The organism is Pseudomonas sp. 9Ag (genome assembly GCF_902506445.1).
In the GTDB taxonomy this organism is placed as follows: domain Bacteria; phylum Pseudomonadota; class Gammaproteobacteria; order Pseudomonadales; family Pseudomonadaceae; genus Stutzerimonas; species Stutzerimonas stutzeri_AB.
This window is the reverse complement of sequence record NZ_LR733836.1, coordinates 4,484,359-4,505,526: the sequence shown is the minus strand read 5'-3', so window position 1 is coordinate 4,505,526 and position 21,168 is coordinate 4,484,359. Positions and strand designations below refer to the sequence as shown.

At 62.5% G+C, this 21,168-nt stretch carries 19 protein-coding genes and 1 tRNA gene; 13 read left to right on the top strand and 7 right to left on the bottom strand.

Annotated elements, in window-relative coordinates:
• Window positions 1-81: 81 nt before the first annotated feature.
• From ALTERO38_RS20685 to ALTERO38_RS20650, 8 genes are all read left to right on the top strand, one after another.
• Window positions 82-627, top strand: a complete 546-nt coding sequence (locus tag ALTERO38_RS20685) for a TRAP transporter small permease subunit (RefSeq protein WP_159969549.1) — start codon at window positions 82-84, stop codon at window positions 625-627.
• Complete coding sequence (locus ALTERO38_RS20680) at window positions 620-1,996, top strand: TRAP transporter large permease subunit (RefSeq protein WP_102836483.1); 1,377 nt, start codon at window positions 620-622, stop codon at window positions 1,994-1,996. Before ALTERO38_RS20685 ends, ALTERO38_RS20680 begins: the two co-directional genes overlap by 8 nt.
• A 93-nt stretch (window positions 1,997-2,089) precedes the next feature.
• Window positions 2,090-3,319, top strand: coding sequence for a methyltransferase (locus tag ALTERO38_RS20675; RefSeq protein WP_159969548.1), 1,230 nt, complete (start codon window positions 2,090-2,092; stop codon window positions 3,317-3,319).
• Window positions 3,320-3,394: 75 nt separating this feature from the next.
• A tRNA-Thr gene (locus ALTERO38_RS20670) sits at window positions 3,395-3,470 on the top strand.
• 224 nt (window positions 3,471-3,694) lie between these two features.
• Window positions 3,695-5,353, top strand: a complete 1,659-nt coding sequence (locus tag ALTERO38_RS21665) for a diguanylate cyclase (RefSeq protein ID WP_306109793.1) — start codon at window positions 3,695-3,697, stop codon at window positions 5,351-5,353.
• A gap of 600 nt (window positions 5,354-5,953) precedes the next feature.
• Window positions 5,954-7,282 (top strand): flippase, encoded by a 1,329-nt coding sequence (locus ALTERO38_RS20660; RefSeq protein ID WP_159969546.1) that lies wholly within the window; start codon window positions 5,954-5,956, stop codon window positions 7,280-7,282.
• A complete protein-coding gene (locus ALTERO38_RS20655; protein ID WP_159969545.1) occupies window positions 7,279-8,337 on the top strand; it encodes a nitroreductase family protein in 1,059 nt (352 codons plus the stop codon). The genes ALTERO38_RS20660 and ALTERO38_RS20655 overlap by 4 nt, the downstream gene beginning before the upstream one ends.
• 8 nt (window positions 8,338-8,345) lie before the next feature.
• Window positions 8,346-9,530: a polysaccharide pyruvyl transferase family protein gene (locus tag ALTERO38_RS20650; RefSeq protein ID WP_102836479.1), complete on the top strand. Its 1,185-nt coding sequence runs from the start codon at window positions 8,346-8,348 to the stop codon at window positions 9,528-9,530.
• Between the two features lie 50 nt (window positions 9,531-9,580).
• On the opposite strand, the gene ALTERO38_RS20645 is transcribed toward ALTERO38_RS20650, so the two are convergent.
• The 6 genes from ALTERO38_RS20645 to coxB are packed head-to-tail and all read right to left on the bottom strand — an operon-like array spanning window position 9,581 to window position 16,037.
• On the bottom strand, window positions 9,581-10,189 hold the full coding sequence (locus ALTERO38_RS20645) for a DedA family protein (protein WP_159969544.1): 609 nt from the start codon (window positions 10,187-10,189) through the stop codon (window positions 9,581-9,583).
• Between the two features lie 3 nt (window positions 10,190-10,192).
• The gene (locus ALTERO38_RS20640) at window positions 10,193-11,464 is read right to left on the bottom strand and encodes a c-type cytochrome (RefSeq protein WP_218581733.1); all 1,272 of its coding nucleotides are present in this window, start codon (window positions 11,462-11,464) and stop codon (window positions 10,193-10,195) included.
• Window positions 11,445-12,074: a cytochrome c oxidase assembly protein gene (locus ALTERO38_RS20635; protein WP_102836477.1), complete on the bottom strand. Its 630-nt coding sequence runs from the start codon at window positions 12,072-12,074 to the stop codon at window positions 11,445-11,447. The genes ALTERO38_RS20640 and ALTERO38_RS20635 overlap by 20 nt, the downstream gene beginning before the upstream one ends.
• Window positions 12,071-12,496, bottom strand: a complete 426-nt coding sequence (locus ALTERO38_RS20630; RefSeq protein WP_159969542.1) for a hypothetical protein — start codon at window positions 12,494-12,496, stop codon at window positions 12,071-12,073. The genes ALTERO38_RS20635 and ALTERO38_RS20630 overlap by 4 nt, the downstream gene beginning before the upstream one ends.
• Window positions 12,493-15,021, bottom strand: coding sequence for a cytochrome c oxidase subunit I (ctaD, locus tag ALTERO38_RS20625; protein WP_159969541.1), 2,529 nt, complete (start codon window positions 15,019-15,021; stop codon window positions 12,493-12,495). The genes ALTERO38_RS20630 and ctaD overlap by 4 nt, the downstream gene beginning before the upstream one ends.
• Window positions 15,018-16,037 carry a cytochrome c oxidase subunit II gene (gene coxB / locus ALTERO38_RS20620; RefSeq protein ID WP_159969540.1) on the bottom strand — a complete coding sequence of 340 codons (1,020 nt, stop codon included), beginning with the start codon at window positions 16,035-16,037 and terminating at the stop codon, window positions 15,018-15,020. The genes ctaD and coxB overlap by 4 nt, the downstream gene beginning before the upstream one ends.
• Before the next feature lie 138 nt (window positions 16,038-16,175).
• Between coxB and ALTERO38_RS20615 the strand changes: the two genes are divergently transcribed.
• On the top strand, window positions 16,176-16,829 hold the full coding sequence (locus ALTERO38_RS20615) for a DUF2238 domain-containing protein (protein WP_159969539.1): 654 nt from the start codon (window positions 16,176-16,178) through the stop codon (window positions 16,827-16,829).
• 15 nt (window positions 16,830-16,844) lie between these two features.
• On the opposite strand, the gene ALTERO38_RS20610 is transcribed toward ALTERO38_RS20615, so the two are convergent.
• A complete protein-coding gene (locus tag ALTERO38_RS20610; RefSeq protein ID WP_102836472.1) occupies window positions 16,845-17,252 on the bottom strand; it encodes a VanZ family protein in 408 nt (135 codons plus the stop codon).
• Between the two features lie 345 nt (window positions 17,253-17,597).
• Between ALTERO38_RS20610 and ALTERO38_RS20605 the strand changes: the two genes are divergently transcribed.
• From ALTERO38_RS20605 to ALTERO38_RS20590, 4 genes are read left to right on the top strand one after another with little or no spacing between them, the layout of a single operon-like run.
• Window positions 17,598-18,746, top strand: a complete 1,149-nt coding sequence (locus ALTERO38_RS20605; RefSeq protein WP_234484683.1) for an ABC transporter permease — start codon at window positions 17,598-17,600, stop codon at window positions 18,744-18,746.
• Window positions 18,743-19,528: an ABC transporter ATP-binding protein gene (locus tag ALTERO38_RS20600; RefSeq protein WP_372239389.1), complete on the top strand. Its 786-nt coding sequence runs from the start codon at window positions 18,743-18,745 to the stop codon at window positions 19,526-19,528. The genes ALTERO38_RS20605 and ALTERO38_RS20600 overlap by 4 nt, the downstream gene beginning before the upstream one ends.
• Window positions 19,528-20,466, top strand: coding sequence for an MlaD family protein (locus tag ALTERO38_RS20595; protein ID WP_102836469.1), 939 nt, complete (start codon window positions 19,528-19,530; stop codon window positions 20,464-20,466). Before ALTERO38_RS20600 ends, ALTERO38_RS20595 begins: the two co-directional genes overlap by 1 nt.
• Window positions 20,463-21,077 carry an ABC-type transport auxiliary lipoprotein family protein gene (locus ALTERO38_RS20590; protein WP_178114613.1) on the top strand — a complete coding sequence of 205 codons (615 nt, stop codon included), beginning with the start codon at window positions 20,463-20,465 and terminating at the stop codon, window positions 21,075-21,077. Before ALTERO38_RS20595 ends, ALTERO38_RS20590 begins: the two co-directional genes overlap by 4 nt.
• Window positions 21,078-21,168 lie beyond the last annotated feature (91 nt).

The window sequence follows — 21,168 nt, the reverse complement described above, 5'->3', positions numbered from 1 at the left end:
ACGTAGTACTGCCGGTTGCGACACGTTCGCACAGCCGCCTAGAATCGCCGGCCGCCTGGCCATAACAATAAAGGATCTGCCATGTCGAAACATGCCCCTCCACTGCTCGGACTCGCCAGAGTCATCGACGCCGTGAACGCCCGCTTCGGACAGGCCTGCGCCTGGCTGACCCTTTTCCTCGTCCTGGGCACCGCCGTGGTCGTCGTGCTGCGCTACGGATTCGGTATCGGCGCGACTGCGCTGCAGGAAGCCGTCCTTTACGCACATGCACTGGTGTTCATGGGCGCCGCTGCCTGGGTGCTGCAACGCAACGGCCATGTCCGCGTCGACATCTTCTACCAGCGCTTTACCCCGCGCTACCAGGCCTTGGTCGAAGTGCTCGGCACCCTGCTGTTTCTCCTGCCTGTCTGCCTGTTTCTCGGCTGGGCAAGCTGGGACTATGTCGCCAACTCCTGGGCGACGCTGGAAGGCTCCAGCGAGTCTGGCGGGCTGAAATTCGTTTACCTGCAGAAGAGCATCATCCTCGTGCTGGTGATTTGCCTCATCCTGCAAGGCGTTTCCGAGATCATAAAAGCTGGCTACGCCATGGCTGGACGCCTGCCTGAGCAGGAGGTGAAGCATGGCTGAGTTGATGGCAATACTCCTGTTCATCAGCATCTGTGCGGCCTTGATGGCCGGCTACCCGGTGGCGTTCACGCTTGGCGGCGTTTCACTGCTGTTCGCCGGCCTCGGCATCATCACCGGCACCTTTGACGGCGGCTACCTGAGCGCCCTGCCGAACCGCCTGTTCGGCATCATGAACAACCAGACGATGTTGGCGGTCCCGCTGTTCGTGTTCATGGGCGTGATGCTGGAAAAGAGTCGAGTGGCCGAAGACCTGCTCGAGTCCATGTCGCGGCTATTCGGCACCCTGCGCGGCGGCCTGGCGATCTCCGTTTGCGTGGTAGGTGCATTGCTCGCAGCCAGCACCGGCATTGTCGGCGCCACGGTAGTAACCATGGGTCTGCTGGCGCTGCCGACCATGCTGCGCCGCGGCTATGATCCAGCCATCTCGACCGGCACTCTGGCCGCCACCGGCACACTCGGCCAGATCATTCCGCCGTCGATCGTGCTGGTCCTGCTGGGCGATGTGATGTCCAGCGCCTACCAGCAGGCGCAGCTGAAGATGGGCATCTTCTCGCCGAAGACCGTCTCCGTCGGCGACCTGTTTGTCGGTGCACTACTGCCCGGCTTGTTGCTAGTCGGAATGTACATCCTCTACATCATCGCGGTAGCCATCTTTCAACCCAAGAAACTGCCGGCACTGCCGCAGGAAGAGCTGGGCCCGATCGAGTGGGGCAAGCTGATCAACGCTCTGGTGCCGCCGCTGCTGCTGATCAGCGCCGTGCTTGGCTCCATCCTTGCCGGCTACGCCACACCGACAGAGGCCGCGGCGCTGGGTGCGCTAGGTGCGATGATCCTGGCGCTCTACAAGGGCAAGCTGAACTTCGGCCAGCTGCGCGAAGTGGCCTATGGCACCACTGAAATCAGCGCCATGGTGTTTCTGATCCTGATTGGCGCCTCGCTGTTCTCGCTCGTGTTCCGCGGCTTCGGCGGAGAAGTGCTGATCGAAGACGTCTTTGCCCAATTGCCAGGTGGCGTGCTCGGTGCCTTCTTCCTGGTCATGGTCGTGATCTTCCTGCTGGGCTTCATTCTCGACTTCATCGAGATCACCTTTGTGGTCGTCCCGATCGTCGGCCCAGTACTGCTGGCCATGGGGCTCGATCCAGTGTGGCTCGGCGTGATGATCGCACTGAACCTGCAGACCTCGTTCCTCACGCCACCCTTCGGCTTCGCGCTGTTCTATCTGCGCGGCGTTACGCCGAAATCTGTGCCCACCAGCACGATCTACAAAGGTGTGCTGCCGTTCATCCTGATTCAGCTACTGCTGCTGGTGATTGCCTATCAGTTCCCGGGGCTGGTTACCTGGCTACCCGAACAGATCTACGGTCAATAGCCCCAAGCAGACGCCCGTTTCGATGGGCGTCTGGCTTTTCGGCAGCGGCTTTCGGCGCGATCATAGCCATGAACCCGCCATCGCCGAACCCTCATGTCGACCTCATTCAGCTACGCACAACTGGCAGAACGCTTTCGGCGACTCGACGAGTTCTTGCTGCAGCACCAGGCGTTGTGGCGTCCGCGCCCCTTCACTCATAGGCGCCTTGCCTGGGAAGCCGAACTCCCCGAGCTTGCCTGCTGGCTGCGGGGCCGCTCGCTGGAAGATGCTGAAGCCGCGCACAACCAGCCTGCACAGCTGCTAGCGCCCGCCCCATTTCCTCAGCTTGCTGCGCAGGCCGCCGCCCTGAGCTGGATGGATGAGTTACCCACCTCGTCGACGCCCGTCACTGACGCCCGGCAATCGGTCGATGTACCGGGGCGAAAATGGCAGCAGATCCAGGCATTCGGTGCAGCGCTGAGGCTCAGAGAAACACCCCAGCACTGGCTCGACTGGTGTGCGGGCAAGGGCCACTTGGGCCGTCAACTGGCCAGTCGCGGCGGCGGGCTGACCTGTCTCGAGTGGGATAAGGCCTTGGTTACAGCCGGAACCCAGCTCAGTCAGAAGCTGGGCGTCGTTGCGACCCACTGTCAGCAGGACGTGATGACTGACAGCGCGTCATCACGGATCGAGCCGACGATGACGCCAGTGGCGCTACATGCTTGCGGCGATCTGCATGTTCGACTGATCGACCTGAGCATTGCGCAACATTGTCGCCAGCTGGCGCTAGCGCCCTGCTGCTACAACCGCATCCAGACCAATCGCTACCAGCCCATGTCATCCCTCGCGCGACAGTCCGCCCTTGTGTTATCACGCGACGATCTTGGCCTACCCCTCAGCGAAACCGTGACCGCCGGCGCACGCGAACGCCGTCAGCGTGACCAATCGATGGCCTGGCGCCTCGGTTTCGACCTGCTCCAGCGTGATCTGCGTAGTAAGGACGAATACCTGCCCACACCGTCACTTCCCAGCAGCTGGCTGAAAAAAAGCTTCGCCCACTACTGCCGCGACCTGGCGGCCCTCAAGCAACTACCCGAGCCACCGGAGCAGGACTGGGACGCGCTCGAAAAACGCGGCTGGCAACGACTCGCTGAAGTGCGCAATCTGGAATTGCTGCGTGGCCTGTTTCGGCGGCCGCTAGAGATCTGGCTGCTGCTCGACCGCGCGCTGCTGCTGGCCGAAAACGGCTATGCGATACGCCTGGGCACCTTCTGCCCAGCCGAGCTGACCCCTCGCAATCTGATGCTGATTGCCGAGTTCGAGCACCCAAGTGCAAGCACATGAGAAAACTCATGCAAACAACTGGCAACAAACAGTTTACTCGCCGCGAGCAATGGCTATAATGGCGCCCATCTTTTAGCCGGTATAGCTCAGCTGGTAGAGCAACTGACTTGTAATCAGTAGGTCCCGAGTTCGACTCTTGGTGCCGGCACCATACGAAACAACAGAAAAGGCTCACCGCATGGTGGGCCTTTTTTGTTTCATGCGCGCTCGAGACGAAATGACCTCATCGGCGGCGTGCCGGGGCTTTGCGCGAGAGCCCGCAAATCGGTCGCTACGATTGATTTTATTGAAGAATCCAGACCCGAGGCCGACATAGCGGCGTGTTACGCCGGGCAGACAATGGCGTTTTGACTTAATTTCTCACGGTTGCGCTTGATGCTTAACTCTCCTCTACGCAGCTTGCGGGCTCGTTTCGCAATCGTTGTCGCCTCGGTTGTCCTTGTACTCAGCTGCATCTTCGGCGCCGCCATTGGTGAATCGTCCATTTCGCGTCTGGAGGAATGGACAGGCTTGCAGCTTGGAGAGGCTGCATTTTCCATGGTTGATCGCCTTGACCGGGACATGAGCGGGCGCTCCCAGGAACTGGCTGTGCTCAGTGAGCTACAGGCGCTTCGCAATCCGGAGAATGTTGGCGAAGCCCGCGCGCTTCTTAATGATCTGAGCGATCACTTTCCGAGCTACTCCTGGATTGGTCTCACCAATGCCAGTGGCAAGGTCGTAGCGTCGACCGACGGCCTGCTGGAGGGCGTGGATATTTCGGCCAGACCCGTGTTCACCAACGGGCTGGAAACCACCTTTATCGGCGATGTCCACGAAGCGGTGCTCCTGGCCCAGCTGCTCCCGAACCTGTCGGGAGAGGCGATGAAGTTTGTCGACATCAGCATGCCGGTGCGCGACGCCGCCGGGGCGCTGGTAGGCGTGCTGGCGACCCATCTGTCGTGGGAGTGGGCCGACGAGGTGGGCCGGTCACTGTTTGAACCGTTGCAGAAGCGTTTGCCCGGGCTGGAGTTTCTCGTCGTCAGCAAAGACCGGACGGTGCTGCTCGGCCCCAGGGAGATGATCGGCAAGCCCATTGGCATCAGGCTCGAAGATCGCCCCGTGCAGAATTGGACTGTTGTGCACTGGCCAGACGGCACGCAGTACTTGACCGGTTTTGCCGAAAGCCTGGGCTTCGAAGACTATCCGGGACTGGGGTGGACCGTCATTGCCCGTCAGCCGGTTGAGCTCGCGTTCGCCGAAGCACGCCAGTTGCGCTACGAAATCTTTGCCTGGGGCGCCCTATTGTCCTTGGCCTTCGCAGCGATTGGCTGGTTTGCTGCGGGCATGATCACACGACCGCTAAAGGAGATCGTTGACGCAGCCGCTCGTATTTCCGAGGGAGCTGATGTCCGCATCCCGTTACTGACAAGCACGCGGGAAGTTGAAGCCCTGAGCGTTGCGATACGGCATCTGGTGGACAGCCTGACCCGCAAGAGAAGTCAGTTGGCGGTCGTCGAAGGCATTGCTTATCGCGATACCGTAACCGGACTGCCAAACCGAGCAGCGCTGCAGAAATACGTCGAAACCGTGCGTACAGCAGACGAGCTTCAATGCAGCTTTGGCGTGTTATGCCTGGACCTCGACGGCTTCAAGCCGATCAATGATCGCTTTGGCCATGCCGCCGGCGATGCGTTGCTCCATGAGGTTGGTTTGCGGCTCTCCGCCTCGATCCGCGACGGTGATATCGCGGTGCGCCATGGCGGCGATGAGTTCGTCCTGCTTTTGCGCCTGCGAAAGGGCGAGTCCGTGCGCAATGTGCAGCGCGCGGCCAAGCGCATCATTGCCAGGCTGGCTGAGCCGGTATTGCTGGCGGGCGAAAAGATCACCATCGGCGGCAGCGTCGGCGGCGCACTCTGGTCCGGAGGCGAGTTTTCTGAAGCGCTGATGCTGGCCGACGAAGCGTTGTATCAGGCCAAGGGAGCAGGCAAGGGACGCGCGAACTTTAACTTCGCAAGCAACGAGAGCGTCCACCAGGACCACCCGGAAACGGTATGAGTCAGCGAACCTAGTCGCATAGCCAGACGCAAAAAAGCCCCGCATCAAACGATGCGGGGCTTTTCTGTCTGGCTGAGTCCTGTCCCTTCGGCCGCTTCCAGCAGCGATTCCTTGCGTCAGTCCTGACGTTTCGCGAGATCCTTCGCGGCAGCCTTGCACCAGCCCCAAGGCGGAGGGCTGGTCGCCGTGCTAGGCGCTCCATGGCACATCGAGATGGGTCAGGGAACGGCCAGCAGCGGCAGCAGGGTTAAGAACAGGTGTGATGGCAAAAGTTCCACTTTTGAAATGAAAAGGCCATCAGATTAAGCACCGCCAGGAAATGCCCGCGTAACCGTCAGTCGGCTACGCAATGGGGCACGCTTGCCCAAATGAGCCTCCGGCCGACCGTTTCGCCTGCTGTCAGCCCGCCAGTTTCCTGCAAACCGACCTGCTCTAACGGCCTTTCGCCAGCGCCTTGCCCGGCTGACCCGCGATACATTTCCAATTGTTTACGCCCGGAACATGCCAGGCAAACCACGGTCTGCTGTGCGTCGCCACTCCAGCGCAACTGAAGGCAATGCTTGCCACCACGGAGCCAGCCTTGAGGAGCCGAGCCACTCGATGAGCGCAATCACCACCCTCTTCCACAAACTCAAACTGTACCTGTTCAATGCTTCATGGATGATGGCGGAGCGGTTGCTGAACATCGGCGTGGGCTTTCTCATGGCGATCGTGCTGGCCCGCTACCTGGGACCGGAACAGTTCGGGATTCTTGCGTACGCCATTTCCATGACTGCGATCTTCGCCTCGGCCGGTCACATGGGGTTGGCGGGCCTGGTGGTGCGCGAGGTGGTCAAGCAGCCGGACAAGGTTCCGGAGACGCTGGGCACCACGTTCATGCTTAAGCTGACGGGCATGACCATTGGTTTCGTCCTGGTGCTCGTTTACGCATCGCTGTTCGAAGAGGTCGGCGGTACCGAGTTCTGGATGTTGCTGATCGTCGCCTCGGCCATCTTCTTCCAGACCTTCGACGTGGTGGAATACTGGTTCCAGTCCCAGGTGCAGGCCCGCTACCCGGCCATCGCCAAGTCCAGTGCGATCCTGCTGTCGGCGGGTCTCAAACTGCTGATGGTGTTCAGCGGCGCAGGCGTCATCGCTTTCGCCTTTGCCCACACGGCGCAGTTCGCGATGGCGGCGTTGATTCTCGCGCTGCTCTATAAAGGCACCACCACCGTCTCGCTGATGAGCTGGAAAGCCAGCTTGGCCAAGGCCAAGGAGTTGCTCAGCCAGGGCTGGATTCTGTACCTCGGTTCGATCTTTGCGGTGGTCTACATGAAGATCGATCAGGTCATGCTCAAGTGGATGGTGGGCGCCGAGGAAGTCGGCGTGTACGCCGTTGCGGCGCAACTCTCAGAAGCCTGGTACTTCCTGCCGATCGCCATTGTCGCTTCGTTCTTCCCGAAGCTGATCAAGCTGCACGCCGCCGACCCGGCGCTCTTCAACAAGCGCTTCCAGCAGCTGTTCGATGTCCTGTTCATCCTTGCCATTGCCGTCGCAGTGCTGGTGTCGCTCGTCGCCGAACCTGTGATCGCCCTGCTGTTTGGCGACGAGTACCAGAACTCCGCCGCGATCCTCACCATCCATATCTGGGCAGGCGTGTTCATCTTCATGCGGGCCGCATTCAGTCGTTGGATTCTGATCGAGGGCGCCCTGATGTTTTCGCTGATCACTCAGGGCCTGGGCGCGCTGGCCAACATCGGCATCAACCTGCTGCTGATTCCACACTACGGCGGCGAAGGCGCCGCCATGGCCACGCTCATTTCTTATGCGGTTGCTTCCTACGCTGCCCTGCTGGTGCACAAGAAGACCCGCCCGGTGTTCTACATGATGACCAAATCGATGTTCAGCCCCGTCCGTTACGCATACAACGCAGTAGGAGCCGCCCGATGAGCCTGATGTCGCTCGCCAGAGCCTTGCCTGATCCCGTCAAGAACGCGATCAAGGCCACCCGCGACAACACTGGCCTGGCCCTGGTCCGCCTGTTTTCTTCCAGCGGATTCCTGGCCTCTGTCTATTACTGCCTGATCAGCCGCGAGTTCGACCGGGAGCACCGCGCAGTGCTGCTAGGCCGGCTGAATTTCGCCAAACGGATGCGCGGACAGGGCGAAAACGACGCCTTTCTGCGACGCAACGTTCATCGCCTGGAGAAAGGGCTGATCATGCGCCCTCGGCGCAGCACCTTCGCCGAGGACTACATCGGCCCGACAGTTCGCTGCTATGCCAATGCGACCCAGGCGGGGGTCATCAACGGCCAGCAGCGCTGGGCCAACGATGTGCTCACCGACTATTTTTCCGCCGTTGGCAGCACGCCACGCATCGACTCGGCCAAGCGCGCCTTCACCAGCACCCAGACGCCTGACGAAACCAACCGCTGCGTGCCCTACCCGCACAGCCAGCTGCCTGAGTGCCCGGTCAGCTATGACGAGCTGATGGTGCTGTTCCGCCGTCGTCGCTCGGTGCGCTGGTATCAGGACAAGCCGGTCAGCAACGAGCTGCTCGAGCAGGCGGTGCGGGCCGCCGCGCTGGCGCCTTCGGCCTGCAACCGCCAGCCGTTCCGTTTCTATGTCAGCAACGGCAAGGAAAAGGCCGCCGAGGTCGCCAAGTGCGCCGGTGGCACCGCAGGTTTCCACGACAACCTGCCCTGCGTGATCGCCGTGGTCGGCGACCTCGGCTGCTACCCGGAAGCACGCGACCGCCACGTGGTTTATATCGACGGCTCGCTGGCAGCGATGCAGCTGATGCTGGCCTTGGAAAGCCTGGGGTTGTCGAGCTGCTCGATCAACTGGCCAGACGTTGAAGAAAGAGAACGCCAACTGGCGAAAATACTGGGCCTAACGTATCAGGAGCGCACCGTGATGCTCTTGGCGGTGGGCTATGCCGATCCAACGGGAGGGATTCCTTATTCGGACAAGAAGACCGAGAAAGACTTGATCGTATACAACTGAGGTAAGCGATGATTATCGAGATCAGAAAGGCAGGCTTCGTCAATAAAGGCGCTGAGCTGATGTTGCACGCGGCGCTGCAGAAGCTGAGGACCCGGTATCCCGACGCTACCTTCGTCATGGCGCCGACCCCGAAGAAAGCCGAACAACCGTTCCGTAAGCTGGTGCAGCTGGGCTTCTACCCCAAGGCCTGGCTGTGGCGCTACGGCATACAGTGGGGCACCCTCGCCAACTTCGCCCCGCGCCCGCTGCGCGAGATGTACGGCGTGGTGCTGGATAGGGAAGTCGACGTGGTCGTTGACGCGGCGGGCTTCGCCTACAGCGATCAATGGGGCGAGGATCCCTGCGCGGAACTGGCGCAATCGACCCGGCGCTGGAAGAAGAACGGCACCCGCGTGATCCTGCTGCCGCAGGCGCTGGGGCCGTTCAAGTCCGAGAAAAACCGCGCGGCGATGAAGACGGTGGTCGAAAACGTCGACCTGATTTTCCCGCGCGAGCGCGTGTCCTACGAACACCTGACTGAACTGGTGGGTGAACAGGCCAAGATCAAGCAATCGCCGGACTTCACCAACCTCATGACCGGCGTGCTGCCGCAAGGCTTCGATACCGAGCAGAACCGTTTTTGCATCGTGCCCAACTGCCGGATGCTCGATAAGACCGACCAGAAGACGCGCGAGGCTTATCTCCCGTTTCTCATCAGCTGCACGCGGTACCTGCTGGAAAAAGGCGCCAAGCCGTTCGTGCTGGTGCACGAAGGCAAGGACGATCAGCGCCTGGCTGACGAATTGTCCGCAGCGGTGGGCGGCATTCCAATCGTCAAGGAAAGCGGCGCGCTGGAGATCAAGGGCATCCTCGGCGCCTGCAGCGGCACGTTGGGCAGCCGCTTTCATGGCCTGGTCAGCGCGCTGTCACAGGGCGTTCCGGCGCTGGCCACCGGCTGGAGCCACAAGTATCAGATGCTCTTCGAAGACTATGGCTTCCCCGAAGGGCTGGTTCAGGTCACCACCGATGAGGCGGAAATCAAGCGCAAGATCGACCTGATCACAGACGATGCGGCGCGGATCCAGACTTTGATCCAGGCCCGTACTGAACAACTCAAGCAACAGTCAGAGCAGATGTGGCAGCAGGTATTCGCCGTGATTGATCAGTGCGAGCGTGCTCACCAGCCGCAACACCACAGGGCTGGCGCGGCCTGACCTGACCTGACCTGACCGATCGCCGTGGCGTCGCGGGCTGGCGTCACGGCCTAGTGCTCTTTCCTGCCGAAGCGCTGACGGATCAGCCGGTACAGGTAGTAGAGCACCATCAACACGACCACGCCGGTGGAGATCGGGTTCATGTACTCGGAGACCTTCTCGTACTGCGACTCGAGCAGATAGCCGGCCAGTGCCAGCAGTGCGGTCCAGCTCAGCGACCCCAGCGTCGAGTAGATCAGGAACTTGGTCATCGACATCCCGGCAATACCGGCCGGGACAGAGATCAAGGTACGCACCGCCGGGATCAGACGTCCGAAGAACACCGCGCCCTTGCCGTGCCGGTCGAACCACTCGCTGGCCTTGTCGACATCCTCTGGCGATAACGTGAGCCAATGCCCCCAACGTTCGGCAAAGCGCTTCATGCGCGCCTGGCCGAGCTTGGCGCCGGCGTAGTACCAGGGCAAGGCGCCGACGACTGAACCAGCCGTGCCGACCAGGATCACCGCGATGAAGTTGAGATCACCCCGCGCCGCAACGAAACCGGCCAGCGGCATGATCAGCTCGGACGGGATGGGCGGGAAGATATTCTCCAGCAACATCAGCAAGAACACGCCGATGTAGCCGAACGCCGAGACGATTTCCACAATCTTGTCGAACATCGGTTACCTCTGCTGTTGGGTGGAAGAATTCTGCGCCGGGGTCTCGGCACGGGTTGGTGTGGCCTCCGTGACGGGCGGCGCTGCCGCAGCCGGCAACGATGCGTAGTAGTCGGCCAGCGCCTGCATCTGCTCCGACGTAAGCCGCTGCGCAGCGCTGTGCATGATATGCGCGTACTCCGTGCCGCCACGCTTACCCTCGGTGAACAGCTCCAGCTGCAACTTCAGATAGGGCGCATACTGACCGGCAATGTTCGGGTACATGGGATTGCGTGGTCCGTCCTTCGGTCCATGGCAGTGCACGCATGAAGGGATGCCGCGCGCTCGTACACCGCGCTCGGCCAGCGTTAGGCCTTCGGCGAGAATGTCCGGCGCCGGCTCCGGAGCCTCCGTTCGGCTGACCGGCGGCAGCTCGGCGTAGTGTTGCGCCAATGCCTCGAGCACTTCCGACTCCAGGCCTGCGGCGATCGGCTGCATGACGCCGCTATGCCGCTCGCCGCGGGCGTAGGCCTGCAGCGCACCGAGCAGATAAGGCTCGCTCTGCCCGGCCAACCGCGGGAAAGCGCCTTCGCCTCGGCCGCCGCCGTCCTCGGCATGACAACGGTTGCAGTTGGCCAACACCGAACCGAGCGGGTCCTGCAATGGTCGCAGATGATCAGGCGTGATGGGTTTGATGGTTTCCTCGCGGCGCCCGCCCAGCGCGAGCTCTTTGTAGCGCTCGGGCGACATGCCTGGCATCGCCTGCAGGAAGGCCACCACGGCCCAGACCTCATCGTCCCTTTTCTGCGCGGGCCAGGCCGGCATGGCGGTGAACTTCACGCCATTCTTCACAATCCAGAACAGCTCCTGCGGCGCCCAGTGTTCGATCCGCGGCGGCAGGTATGGCGGCTCGGGTGTCATCTGCTGAACGATCAGCGAGCGCTCCTCACCTGGGCCGCCATGGCAGGCCAGACAGCCGGTGTGATAATGCCCGGCGCCCTTGAGCAGCAGCGCCGGATCGTCCAGCGGCGGCACCTCTATGCCCATCGACTGAGTGCTCACTGCACGGCGCATGGCGTAGTGCAGCATCCAGCCGGTCGCCTTCCAATGACCCGAGCTGGCACTGATCGAGACCAGCCCCAGCGAAACCAGCACAAACGTGCCGGTCCCCGCGAGCGCCGCCAGCAACGCGACAGCCGCTACGACGCGCTTCCAGGAACCGCCGGTCAGCCAGCACAGCCAGCGCCGCATGGGCGCCGAGCATCGCTGAACCCTGCGTTTAGCTGACTGAAACGGCATTGCGCTTGTCCTGTAATAGGCCGAACAGCAGGTACAGCCCGCCGATGAGATAGGCGCTGCCGCCAAAGGCCAGCATGATCACACCGCCCATCTGCTGATCTTCCAGCGGGCTCATGCCCGACAACACCGAGCCGGTGTGCTCGAACAGCGGTCGGCTCGACATCGCCAGCAGCACGCCGAGCAGCGTCATGTGCATTGAAGTCAGCAACAGACCGGCGATGCCGGCCAGGGCGCGCTGATGCCGCACGCCGCCGAACGCCGCAAGCCAGACCAGCAGGCCAACGAACAGGTAGCTGCCCTGCTCCAGCAGCTCCGCCGACTGCGAAGTGCGCGCCGCATGGTGCAGCGCCGGCATGTGCCAGGCCCAGACCACGAACAGCTCGATCACCGAGGCCAGGATCGGCGAGAACAGCAACGGGATGCGGTTGGAAAAATCAAACCGGCCACCCGCCAAACCGATTGCCAGCAGCGGTGCCGCCACCGCTACCACCATCACGTGCATCAGCATATGGCCGACGAACAGCCGGTCCGCCATGTCCGGCAAAGGCCCGAGCCAGACCGCACCCAGCGTGGCCAGGCCGAGCAGCAGCGAGAGCGGACGCCAGATCACGTGCAGCTCCTGATGAACACCACACTCAAGGCGACGAAAATCGTCGCCACGAAGCTCAGGCCGCTAAGCAGCAGCGTGGCGAAACCAAGAAAGCGATGGCGGTCGCCCGGTGTGTCGAAGTCGTGCGGTGCCGTTGCATGACCAAAGGAGTGGTGGCGCCAGCCTTTCCAGCCGGTCAATCCAATCCCGACCAGGGCGATCAGTGTCAGCACACCGATGGCGAGTCGAATGTCGCCCAGCTCGCCACTGCGGCCCGCCACCTTCGCGCACCACACAGACACAGCCAGGTAGGACAGCAGAAAATGCGCCGCCCAGATGGTCGGGCTGAAGGTGATCAGCCACAGCGTGTCGCGCTCCTGCGGCGGTGTCTCGGGCGGCTGCTGCTCGATTGGCCGTTGCCGTTCGTTCAGATGTTCACTCATAGCACCTCCGGAAAGCCGGCGATGACCGCCACAGTGACGCCAATGGTGATGAGCATGAAATGCCAGAACAGCGCGACATTGCGGATATCGATGTCATGCACCGCCGTCATCCGGCCGGCAGCACGGCGCGCCAGACAATAGAGCTGCATGATCAGGCCGATGGACAGGTGGATCAGGCACCAGAGCACCAGCACCCAGACCGTGGCGGGGTACACATTGGTGGTCGGGTCCAGGCCGCTGAAATGCGGCCCGGCCCACATCGAATAGGCACCTGCCAGGGTGCAGATCGCCGCCAGCCCCAGCGCGCCATAGAAGCCGGCCGCCTGATCACGGAAGTTACAGCGCCGCGCCAGCAGCGTCAGCGCCCAGGACACGGCAATCAGCCCCAGCGCCAACACAGGCCAGAACACGCCGGGGCCGGCCGCATCGGCGGGTGGAAAATTCTCGTGCACGGTCCAGAAGAAGAAGTAGCCGAACACCAGGCTGCCGAAGGCGCTCATGTCGCCGATCATGGTGATGAACATGGCCCACCAACCCACCGACTTGGCGCCCGAGGCATAGAGCGGCACCGTCACGTCCAGGCCGATGTCCTTTTTCGGTTTCTCCGGGATCACCGCCGTGCCGGTCCATAGCCAGATCAAAATGGTGATCAGCGCAAGGCCACCGCTGACCAGTGCGGCGACGTACCAGCTGTAGGTGGCGAAGATAAACAGGCCGCCGGTGAAGATCGCCGCCCACATGCTCAGGAAGGTAGGGCCCGGCACGCGCAGGCACTGAATCGGCTCGGCGTCGATGATACTGCTGATCAGGGTCTCGCGCTTACCCTCCTCGGCGTCCGGCAAGTAGAAGCGCCCGGCGTCGACGTCACGCATCAGGTTTGGCTGATCCCACAGCGGGTAGCGGCTCTTGATGATCGGAATCGAGCGTGCACCCCAGGCCCTGCCGGGCATTTCCGCGAGCCATTCGAGCGTTCCGGCGTTCCACGGATTGCGCGCGCTGTAGGGTTGCTTGCCCTTGGGTCGCAAGACGTCCCAGACCAGCACCGCCACGCCAGCGGCCAGAATGAACGCGCCCTTCGTGGAGACCATGTTGAGCATGTCGAAGCCCATGTCCGGCCCGTAGGTATAAACACGCCGCGGCATGCCCAGCAAACCGGTGAAATGCATGGGCAGGAAGGCAATGTTGAAGCCAATGAACATCAGCCAGAAGGCAATGCGCCCGAGGCGGTCCGAGAGCGTCTTGTTGCGCGCCAGCGGGAAGAAGTAGTACAGGCCGGCGATCACCGGGAACAGCATGCCGCCGATCAGTACGTAGTGCAGATGCGCGACGATGAAATAGGTGTCATGCGCCTGAAAGTCGAACGGCGCCAGCGCCACCATCACCCCGGTCAGCCCGCCAAGCACGAAGATCGCCAGCGCACCGGCGACGAACAGCATCGGCACCGATTTGACGAAGCGCCCGGCCAGGGCTGTCGCCAGGAAGCAGAAGATCTGCACGCCGGTAGGGATTGCCACGGCCTCGGATGCGGCCGAGAAAAAGGCCAGCGAGATGCCGGGCATCCCAGTGGTAAACATGTGATGAACCCACAACCCGAAGCTGATGAACCCGGTGCCCACCGCAGCCAGCACGATAAAGCTGTAGCCGACGATGGGCCGCCCGGCCGCGGTGGGCACGATGGTCGCCACCAGCGCCACGGCGGGCAAAAAGATGATGTACACCTCTGGGTGGCCGAAGATCCAGAACAGGTGCTGCCACAAGAGCGGATCGCCGCCACGGCTGGCATCGAAGAACGGCCAGTCGAAGGCACGCTCCAGTTCGAACAGGAGGTCGCCCGCGATCAGCGGCGGGAAGGCGAACAGGATCATTCCCGCGACCACCAGGATGTACCAGGAATACAGCGGAATAAGGTTGATGCGCATGCCTGGAGGCCGGGTCTTCAGCACGCCGACTATCAGCTCCACCGCCGCCGCAATCGATGACACCTCGATGAACGACAGCCCGAGCAGCCAGATATCCGCACCGAGGCCGTCCTGATAGGTGGTGGTGAGCGGCGGATACATGAACCAGCCGCCCTGGGGCGCCACGCCGAAAAAGATCGAGCCGCAGACGAACACGCCGCCAATAATGAAACACCAGAAGCCGTAGGCGGACAGCCGGGGAAAGGGCAGATCCCGCGCACCCAGCATCTGCGGCAGAATGAGGATGGAAAAGGCTTCGAAAATCGGCACGCCGAACAGGAACATCATCACCGAGCCGTGCAGGGTGAAGACCTGGTTGTAGGTTTCGGCAGACAGCAGATCGTTGTTCGGCACCGCCAGCTGGGCGCGGATCAGCATCGCCAGCACGCCGGCAAACAGGAAGAACAGGAACGACACGCCGGTATACCAGAGCCCCACCTCGGTGTTGTTTACCGCGGACCAGTAACGCCAGCCGGTGGGGGTCTTCCACGCGGCGGCCAGGCGTTCGGCCTGGGCCTTGGCGCGGGCCTCTTCCTGCGGGTCGCGGTACTCGATCGGCTCGCTCATTCGAGGCCCTTCAGGTAGTGCGCCATGGCGTTCAGCTGCGCCTCGGGCAGCATGCCAAAGGCGGGCATCTTCACGTCTGGTTTGATCGCGCCGCTGTGGCCGATCCAGCGCTTGAACGTATCGACATCGGTCGGAAGCGTGCCGGCTGCCAGGGTCAGACGACTGCCGACGTGGGTCAGGTCAGGCCCGATCGTGCCGTCTGCTTCGGTGCCTCGCACCTGGTGACAGGCACCGCAGCCATTGGCGAGAAACGCCTGCTGGCCGGTCTGCTGCAATTCGGTGGTAGGCGGCTGAGCAGGCTCGGCCTGTTTGGCAAGCCACAGATCGAAGGCCTCGCGCGTCATCACCACCACGGCGAAATTCATCAGCGCATGGGAAGTCCCGCAATATTCGGCGCAGGCGCCGCGAAAGGTGCCGGTCTCGGTCGGCTCCAGCACCAGCTCATTGGTGCGCCCGGGGATCATGTCGACCTTGCCGCCCAGCGACGGAATCCAGAACGAGTGGATTACGTCCGGGCTGGTCAGGCTGAAAGCCACTCGCGCCCCCACTGGCAGCCGTATTTCGTTCGCCAGCTCGACCGCCTCTCCCGCCTCGGTCCGGTAGCGCACCCGCCACCACCACTGCTCGCCCGACACATCGACATGCAGGGCGACGTCTTCCGAGGAACGCAGTTGCGGCATCAGCATCAGCCCGTAGATCAGCAGGCCGGTCAGGACCACGACGGGGAAAATGACTCCGCCACCGATGATCAACCACCGAGCACCGCGAATGCCGTGGGCTTCCGGGTGGGCCTGGGTGGCATACACGGCGATTCCCATCACTACCAGCCAGATGACCAGCGCACCGCCAGCCATCCACCAGAACAGCGTGGCGATGCTCTGCGCACCGACCCCGGCCGGATTCAGCGCTGACTGCTGACCGTCGCAACCCGCTAACACGGCGCTCAGCAGCAATAGCGAGACGCCACGCGCTCGAAAGCATGCTCCGGTGAGGTCGTTTGTCAGAGTCAGCCGCATGGTCCGCCTCGCTGTGGGTCACGTTTTGTGACACTCCGCAGGCAGAAAAAGTTGGATAAACGGTCGAATTCGCAAGCGGTGGACCCTTGAGTCGTTGCGCTTGTCCTAAAGAACAAGGAGAACGACTCAGGAGATTCCATGGCTACAGACAGACGCCACCGACGTTACCTTTTGACCTTGGTCGGCATGTTCCTGTTGATCTGGGGCGCGTTGGCGATCAACCCCTTCAACCGCCACGACTGGCTGTTGGAGAACCTGTTGGTTGTGGGGCTGGCCACAGCTTTGCTGCTGGGCCACAAGCACTACCTGCCCTCCCGCAGTGCTGCGACGCTGATATTCCTTTACCTCTGCATTCACCAGCTCGGCGCTCATTACACCTACGCCAACGTGCCCTACAACGACTGGTGGCAGGCGCTGACAGGCGAAGGACTGAATGAACAGCTGGGCTGGGAGCGCAATCAGTTCGACCGCCTGGCGCACTTCAGCTATGGGCTGCTGCTGGCCTATCCAATGCGTGAGGTGCTGATCCGACTGGGCATTCGCCCAGGGATCTGGAGCCTCGTCCTGCCGATAGACATCGTGCTGTCGACCTCGGCGATCTACGAGCTGATCGAATGGGCAGGCGCGGAAGTGTTGGACGGCGGCCTGGGGCGCACCTTTCTTGCCACCCAGAATGATCGCTGGGACCCGCAAAAGGACATGGCGCTGGCGGCCGGCGGCGCACTCATCGCCATGATCGTCACTGGAATCATGGCCCGAGCACGGCGCCCGCACAGAGAATCGCAGGAGTGACGACGGCCACCGGCTTCAGGGTCGGGCGGCGTCTCCGAGCCGCTCGGGCGCGTCGGGGGTCTCGGGATCAGTGGTCACACCGATCCGGCGCAAATACCACTGATAAGCCAGGTAGGAGCACCCCCAGCCGAGCAGAACGCCAAGAGTATTGGCGAGCATGTCGCCCAGCGACGCCTGTCGATTGGGCAACAGACTCTGGCCGACCTCGATCAGCGTGGCCGCGACCAGGCTCACCGCCACGGCCCAGAATACGTGCCACTGCGGAACAGCCAGGCGCAACGAGAACATCAGCGCGGCAAAGCCAAGCATGTGATGCAGCTTGTCCTGCTGATCGAAGACCTGGGGGACCGGTTCGGGCCGCAGCCCGCTGAAAAGGATGATTGCTAGCACCGCGAAGAAAGGCAGGATGCGCAAGTAATTCATAGGCAATCGGAAGCTCTCGCTGAGATGAGATGGAAAAGGCGAAATTTGGCAGGGCCCGAATCGCGGGCGTGATGAAGACGACTACAAAGGCGGCGTAACATAGCAGCCCTTTGACGCGGTGCGTACCGAGCATGGTCGTCGGCGTGCACGCTATGGAGGACCAAAGCCCATCGATAGTTCGTGCGGGCCTGTAACAAATTGCGCCGCCATGACCGACGGCCGACATCCAGAACCCTGGCGACCCAAACGTAACCTCGTGTTCGAGGTCCGAACTGGTAGGATCTGGGCAATGCTACGGGGAACGGCATGCTCCGCGCTCCGCTACCAGCACTACGGGATACCATTTTGACGCACCCCACTTCGCTGCCAGGCAGTCTGCAGCGGCAGCCCACACAGGACGCACACGCCATACTTACCATTGGCGGCGACTGGACCCTGCAGCACTACGCAACGCTGCGGCGCGAAATCGAGCGCACGCGGCGCCAGATCACCGACTCCGACCAGCTCAAGCTCGACTCGCTTGGCGAGCTGGATACCGCCGGTGCCGGGCTGCTGATCGAGCTCCTCGGCCCCGAGCGGGCTGCCCGCCTTAGCGACTGGGCGTCACAGCTGCCCGCCGAGCGCCAGGCCTTGCTGAAAACCGTGGCCGCCGCGCTGGACCAGCCTGAAGCCGAGCAGGCGCCGGCAACCAATGGCCTGGCCGATGTGCTGGCGGATGTTGGCCGTAGCGTGTCCGGCGTCTGGAACCAGCAACGCACCCTGCTCGGTTTCATCGGCCTGACCCTGCAGACCTTGTTCACGGCGCTGCCCAATCCGCGCCGCTGGCGGATCACCGCACTGGTGGTGCACATCGAGCAGACCGGCTTGGACGCGATCCCCATCGTTGCCCTGCTGACGTTTCTGGTCGGTGCGGTCGTGGCCTTTCTCGGCGCCACGGTGCTGGCCGATTTCGGCGCCACCATCTATACGGTCAACCTGGTGGCCTTTTCCTTCCTGCGTGAATTTGGCGTGCTGCTGGCGGCTATCCTGCTGGCCGGGCGCACGGCCAGCGCCTTTGCCGCGCAGATCGGTGCGATGAAAGCCAATGAGGAAATCGACGCCATACGCACCCTTGGCTTGAGCCCCATCGAGCTGCTGGTGCTGCCGCGGGTGTTGGCCATGCTGATCACGCTGCCGATCCTGACCTTTATCGGCATTCTCAGCGGCATCGTCGGCGGGCTGGTGGTCTGCTCCCTGGCGCTGGATATCTCGCCGGCGATGTTCTTCACCATCCTGCAGCGGGATATTCCGCTCAATCACTTCCTGGTGGGCATGGGCAAGGCGCCGGTGTTCGCCTTCCTGATCGCGGTAATTGGCTGCCTGGAAGGCTTCAAGGCCAGCGGCAGCGCCCAGTCGGTAGGCGAACACACTACCTCGAGCGTGGTGCAGTCGATCTTCATGGTGATCCTGCTGGACGCCGTCGCCGCGCTGTTCTTCATGGAGATGGGCTGGTGAATGGCGATCCCGTGATTCAGGTCCAGGGGCTGGTCAACCGCTTTGGTAATCAGGCGGTGCACGTCAATCTCGACCTGAACATCCGCCGCGGCGAGATTCTCGGCGTGGTTGGCGGCTCTGGCACTGGTAAATCGGTGCTGCTGCGCAGCATCGTTGGCCTGCGCCAGCCAAATGCAGGCAGCGTCAAGGTGTTTGGCGAGAACCTGCTGAAGCTTTCAGCCCAGCGCCGCTCGGAAGTCGAGCGACGCTTCGGCGTGCTGTTCCAGCGCGGAGCCCTGTTCACCTCGCTCAACCTGCAGGAAAACGTTGCCCTGCCGCTGATCGAGCATATCGGCCTCAAGCGCGCCGATGCCGAACACCTGGCGCGGCAGAAGCTGGCGCTGGCCGGCCTGCCGCCGGAGGCCGCCTGCAAATATCCCGACGAGCTGTCCGGTGGCATGGTCAAGCGCGCCGCGCTGGCCCGCGCGCTGGCACTGGACCCGGAAGTGCTGTTCCTCGACGAGCCCACCGCCGGTCTCGACCCGATCGGCGCAGCGGCCTTCGACCAGTTGATCCTGACCCTGCGCGATGCGCTGGGTTTCAGTGTGTTTCTGGTCACTCATGATCTCGACACCCTGTACACCATCTGCGATCGCATTGCTGTGCTGGCGCAGAAACGCGTCTTGGTGGTCGACACGCTGGAAAAGGTCGCCGCCACTGACGACGAATGGATTCGCGAATATTTTCACGGCCCGCGTGGCCGCGCCGCGCACGAAGCCGCGCAACGGTTGGAGAACCCCTAATGGAAACCCGTGCCCATCATGTACTGATCGGACTGTTCACCGTGGTCGCGGTTGGCTGCGCCCTGCTCTTCGCTCTGTGGCTGGGCAAATCCAGCATGGACCGCGAATACAGCTATTACGACATCGGCTTCAGCCAGGCCGTCAGCGGGCTGTCCAGTGGCAGCTCGGTGGAATACAGCGGCATCAAGGTCGGCGATGTCACCGAGCTGTGGCTGCAGCCGGACGATCCGCGCAAGGTGCGCGCGCGCATTCGCGTCTACGCCGGCACCCCGATCAAGACCGATACCCAGGCGCGCCTGGCGCTGGCCAATATCACCGGCAGCATGGTCATCCAGCTGCACGGCGGCACACCGGAAGCCCCGCGGCTGGAAGGTGACCGGGACGATCCACCCTTGATCATCGCCGACCCGTCCTCGCTCAGCGCCCTGCTGGAAAACGGCGAAGACCTGATGAGCAACATCAACAACCTGCTGCTCAGCGCCAACCAGATCTTCTCCGAGGAAAATACCACCCGCCTGAGCCGCACGCTGGAACACCTGGAGCAGGCCACCAGCGTGCTTTCGGAGCAGCGCGGCGATCTGGCCCAGACGCTCCAGCAATTCAACCAGCTGAGTCAGCAGGCCAATACCGTGATGGGTGAGCTGTCGAGCCTGGCGCGCAACGCCAACGGCCTGCTCGATGACCAAGGCCGCAGCGTGTTGGACAGTGCGACTCAGGCGATGAGCGCTCTGGACCGCACCACATCACGCCTGGATACCCTGCTCGAAGAAAATCAGGGCGCGCTGAACAACGGCATGCAGGGTTTCAACGAGCTCGGCCCGGCGATCAACGAACTGCGCAGCACTCTCGGGGCGCTGCGCCGTGTCACCCAGCGCCTGGAAGACAACCCCAGCGGGTTCCTCCTCGGCCGCGACAAAGTGCAGGAGTTCAACCCATGAGCTTTCGCCACCGTTCCATGCGCCGCCTCGCCCTGTTTGGACTGATCACGGCGCTCACCGCCTGTTCGGTTCTGCCGGAATCCGAAACCCTGCGGATCTTCTTGCTGCCGACCTCACCGACACCGCAACAGGCCAGCGAGCCGACCATCCAGCAGGCGCTGCGTATCAATACCCCGCAGGCCAGCCGGATTCTCGCCAGCCAACGCATCGCCGTGGTGCCACAAGGCAATGAGATCAGCGCCTACGGCAGCGCACGCTGGAGCGATGCGGCGCCGGCGTTGCTGCGTGACCGGCTGATCGAAGCCTTCCAGCGTGACGGGCGCATGCCCTCGGTGAGCAACGAGGACGTCAACCTCTATGCCGATCTCAGCCTGCATAGCGATCTGCGGGCCTTCCAGGCCGTGTACATCGATGGCAAGCCGGTGGTGGTGATCACCCTCGATGCGCGGCTGGTCAATCGCAACGACCAGCGCACCCTGGCCAATCACCGCTTTGAAGTACGTCAGCCGAGTGCCGACCCCAGCGTGGAAAGTGTGGTCGAGGCCTTCGGTCAGGCCAGTGACAGGCTCAGCGCCGAGATTCTCGAGTGGACGCTGAGCCATGCCCAATAGCAGCCCTGAGCAAATTCCGTACGCTAGGCGCTAATCGCGCCGGAATTGATCCAGATACACACAAACTGCGTACTAGAGCGCCTAAGATGAC

Coding starts and splice junctions, on each gene's coding strand:
- ALTERO38_RS20685 (WP_159969549.1), top strand. CDS start 82: ATGTCGAAACATGCCCCTCCACTGCTCGGACTCGCCAGAGTCATCGAC.
- ALTERO38_RS20680 (WP_102836483.1), top strand. CDS start 620: ATGGCTGAGTTGATGGCAATACTCCTGTTCATCAGCATCTGTGCGGCC.
- ALTERO38_RS20675 (WP_159969548.1), top strand. CDS start 2,090: ATGTCGACCTCATTCAGCTACGCACAACTGGCAGAACGCTTTCGGCGA.
- ALTERO38_RS21665 (WP_306109793.1), top strand. CDS start 3,695: ATGCTTAACTCTCCTCTACGCAGCTTGCGGGCTCGTTTCGCAATCGTT.
- ALTERO38_RS20660 (WP_159969546.1), top strand. CDS start 5,954: ATGAGCGCAATCACCACCCTCTTCCACAAACTCAAACTGTACCTGTTC.
- ALTERO38_RS20655 (WP_159969545.1), top strand. CDS start 7,279: ATGAGCCTGATGTCGCTCGCCAGAGCCTTGCCTGATCCCGTCAAGAAC.
- ALTERO38_RS20650 (WP_102836479.1), top strand. CDS start 8,346: ATGATTATCGAGATCAGAAAGGCAGGCTTCGTCAATAAAGGCGCTGAG.
- ALTERO38_RS20645 (WP_159969544.1), bottom strand. CDS start 10,189: ATGTTCGACAAGATTGTGGAAATCGTCTCGGCGTTCGGCTACATCGGC.
- ALTERO38_RS20640 (WP_218581733.1), bottom strand. CDS start 11,464: ATGCCGTTTCAGTCAGCTAAACGCAGGGTTCAGCGATGCTCGGCGCCC.
- ALTERO38_RS20630 (WP_159969542.1), bottom strand. CDS start 12,496: ATGAGTGAACATCTGAACGAACGGCAACGGCCAATCGAGCAGCAGCCG.
- ctaD (WP_159969541.1), bottom strand. CDS start 15,021: ATGAGCGAGCCGATCGAGTACCGCGACCCGCAGGAAGAGGCCCGCGCC.
- coxB (WP_159969540.1), bottom strand. CDS start 16,037: ATGCGGCTGACTCTGACAAACGACCTCACCGGAGCATGCTTTCGAGCG.
- ALTERO38_RS20615 (WP_159969539.1), top strand. CDS start 16,176: ATGGCTACAGACAGACGCCACCGACGTTACCTTTTGACCTTGGTCGGC.
- ALTERO38_RS20610 (WP_102836472.1), bottom strand. CDS start 17,252: ATGAATTACTTGCGCATCCTGCCTTTCTTCGCGGTGCTAGCAATCATC.
- ALTERO38_RS20595 (WP_102836469.1), top strand. CDS start 19,528: ATGGAAACCCGTGCCCATCATGTACTGATCGGACTGTTCACCGTGGTC.
- ALTERO38_RS20590 (WP_178114613.1), top strand. CDS start 20,463: ATGAGCTTTCGCCACCGTTCCATGCGCCGCCTCGCCCTGTTTGGACTG.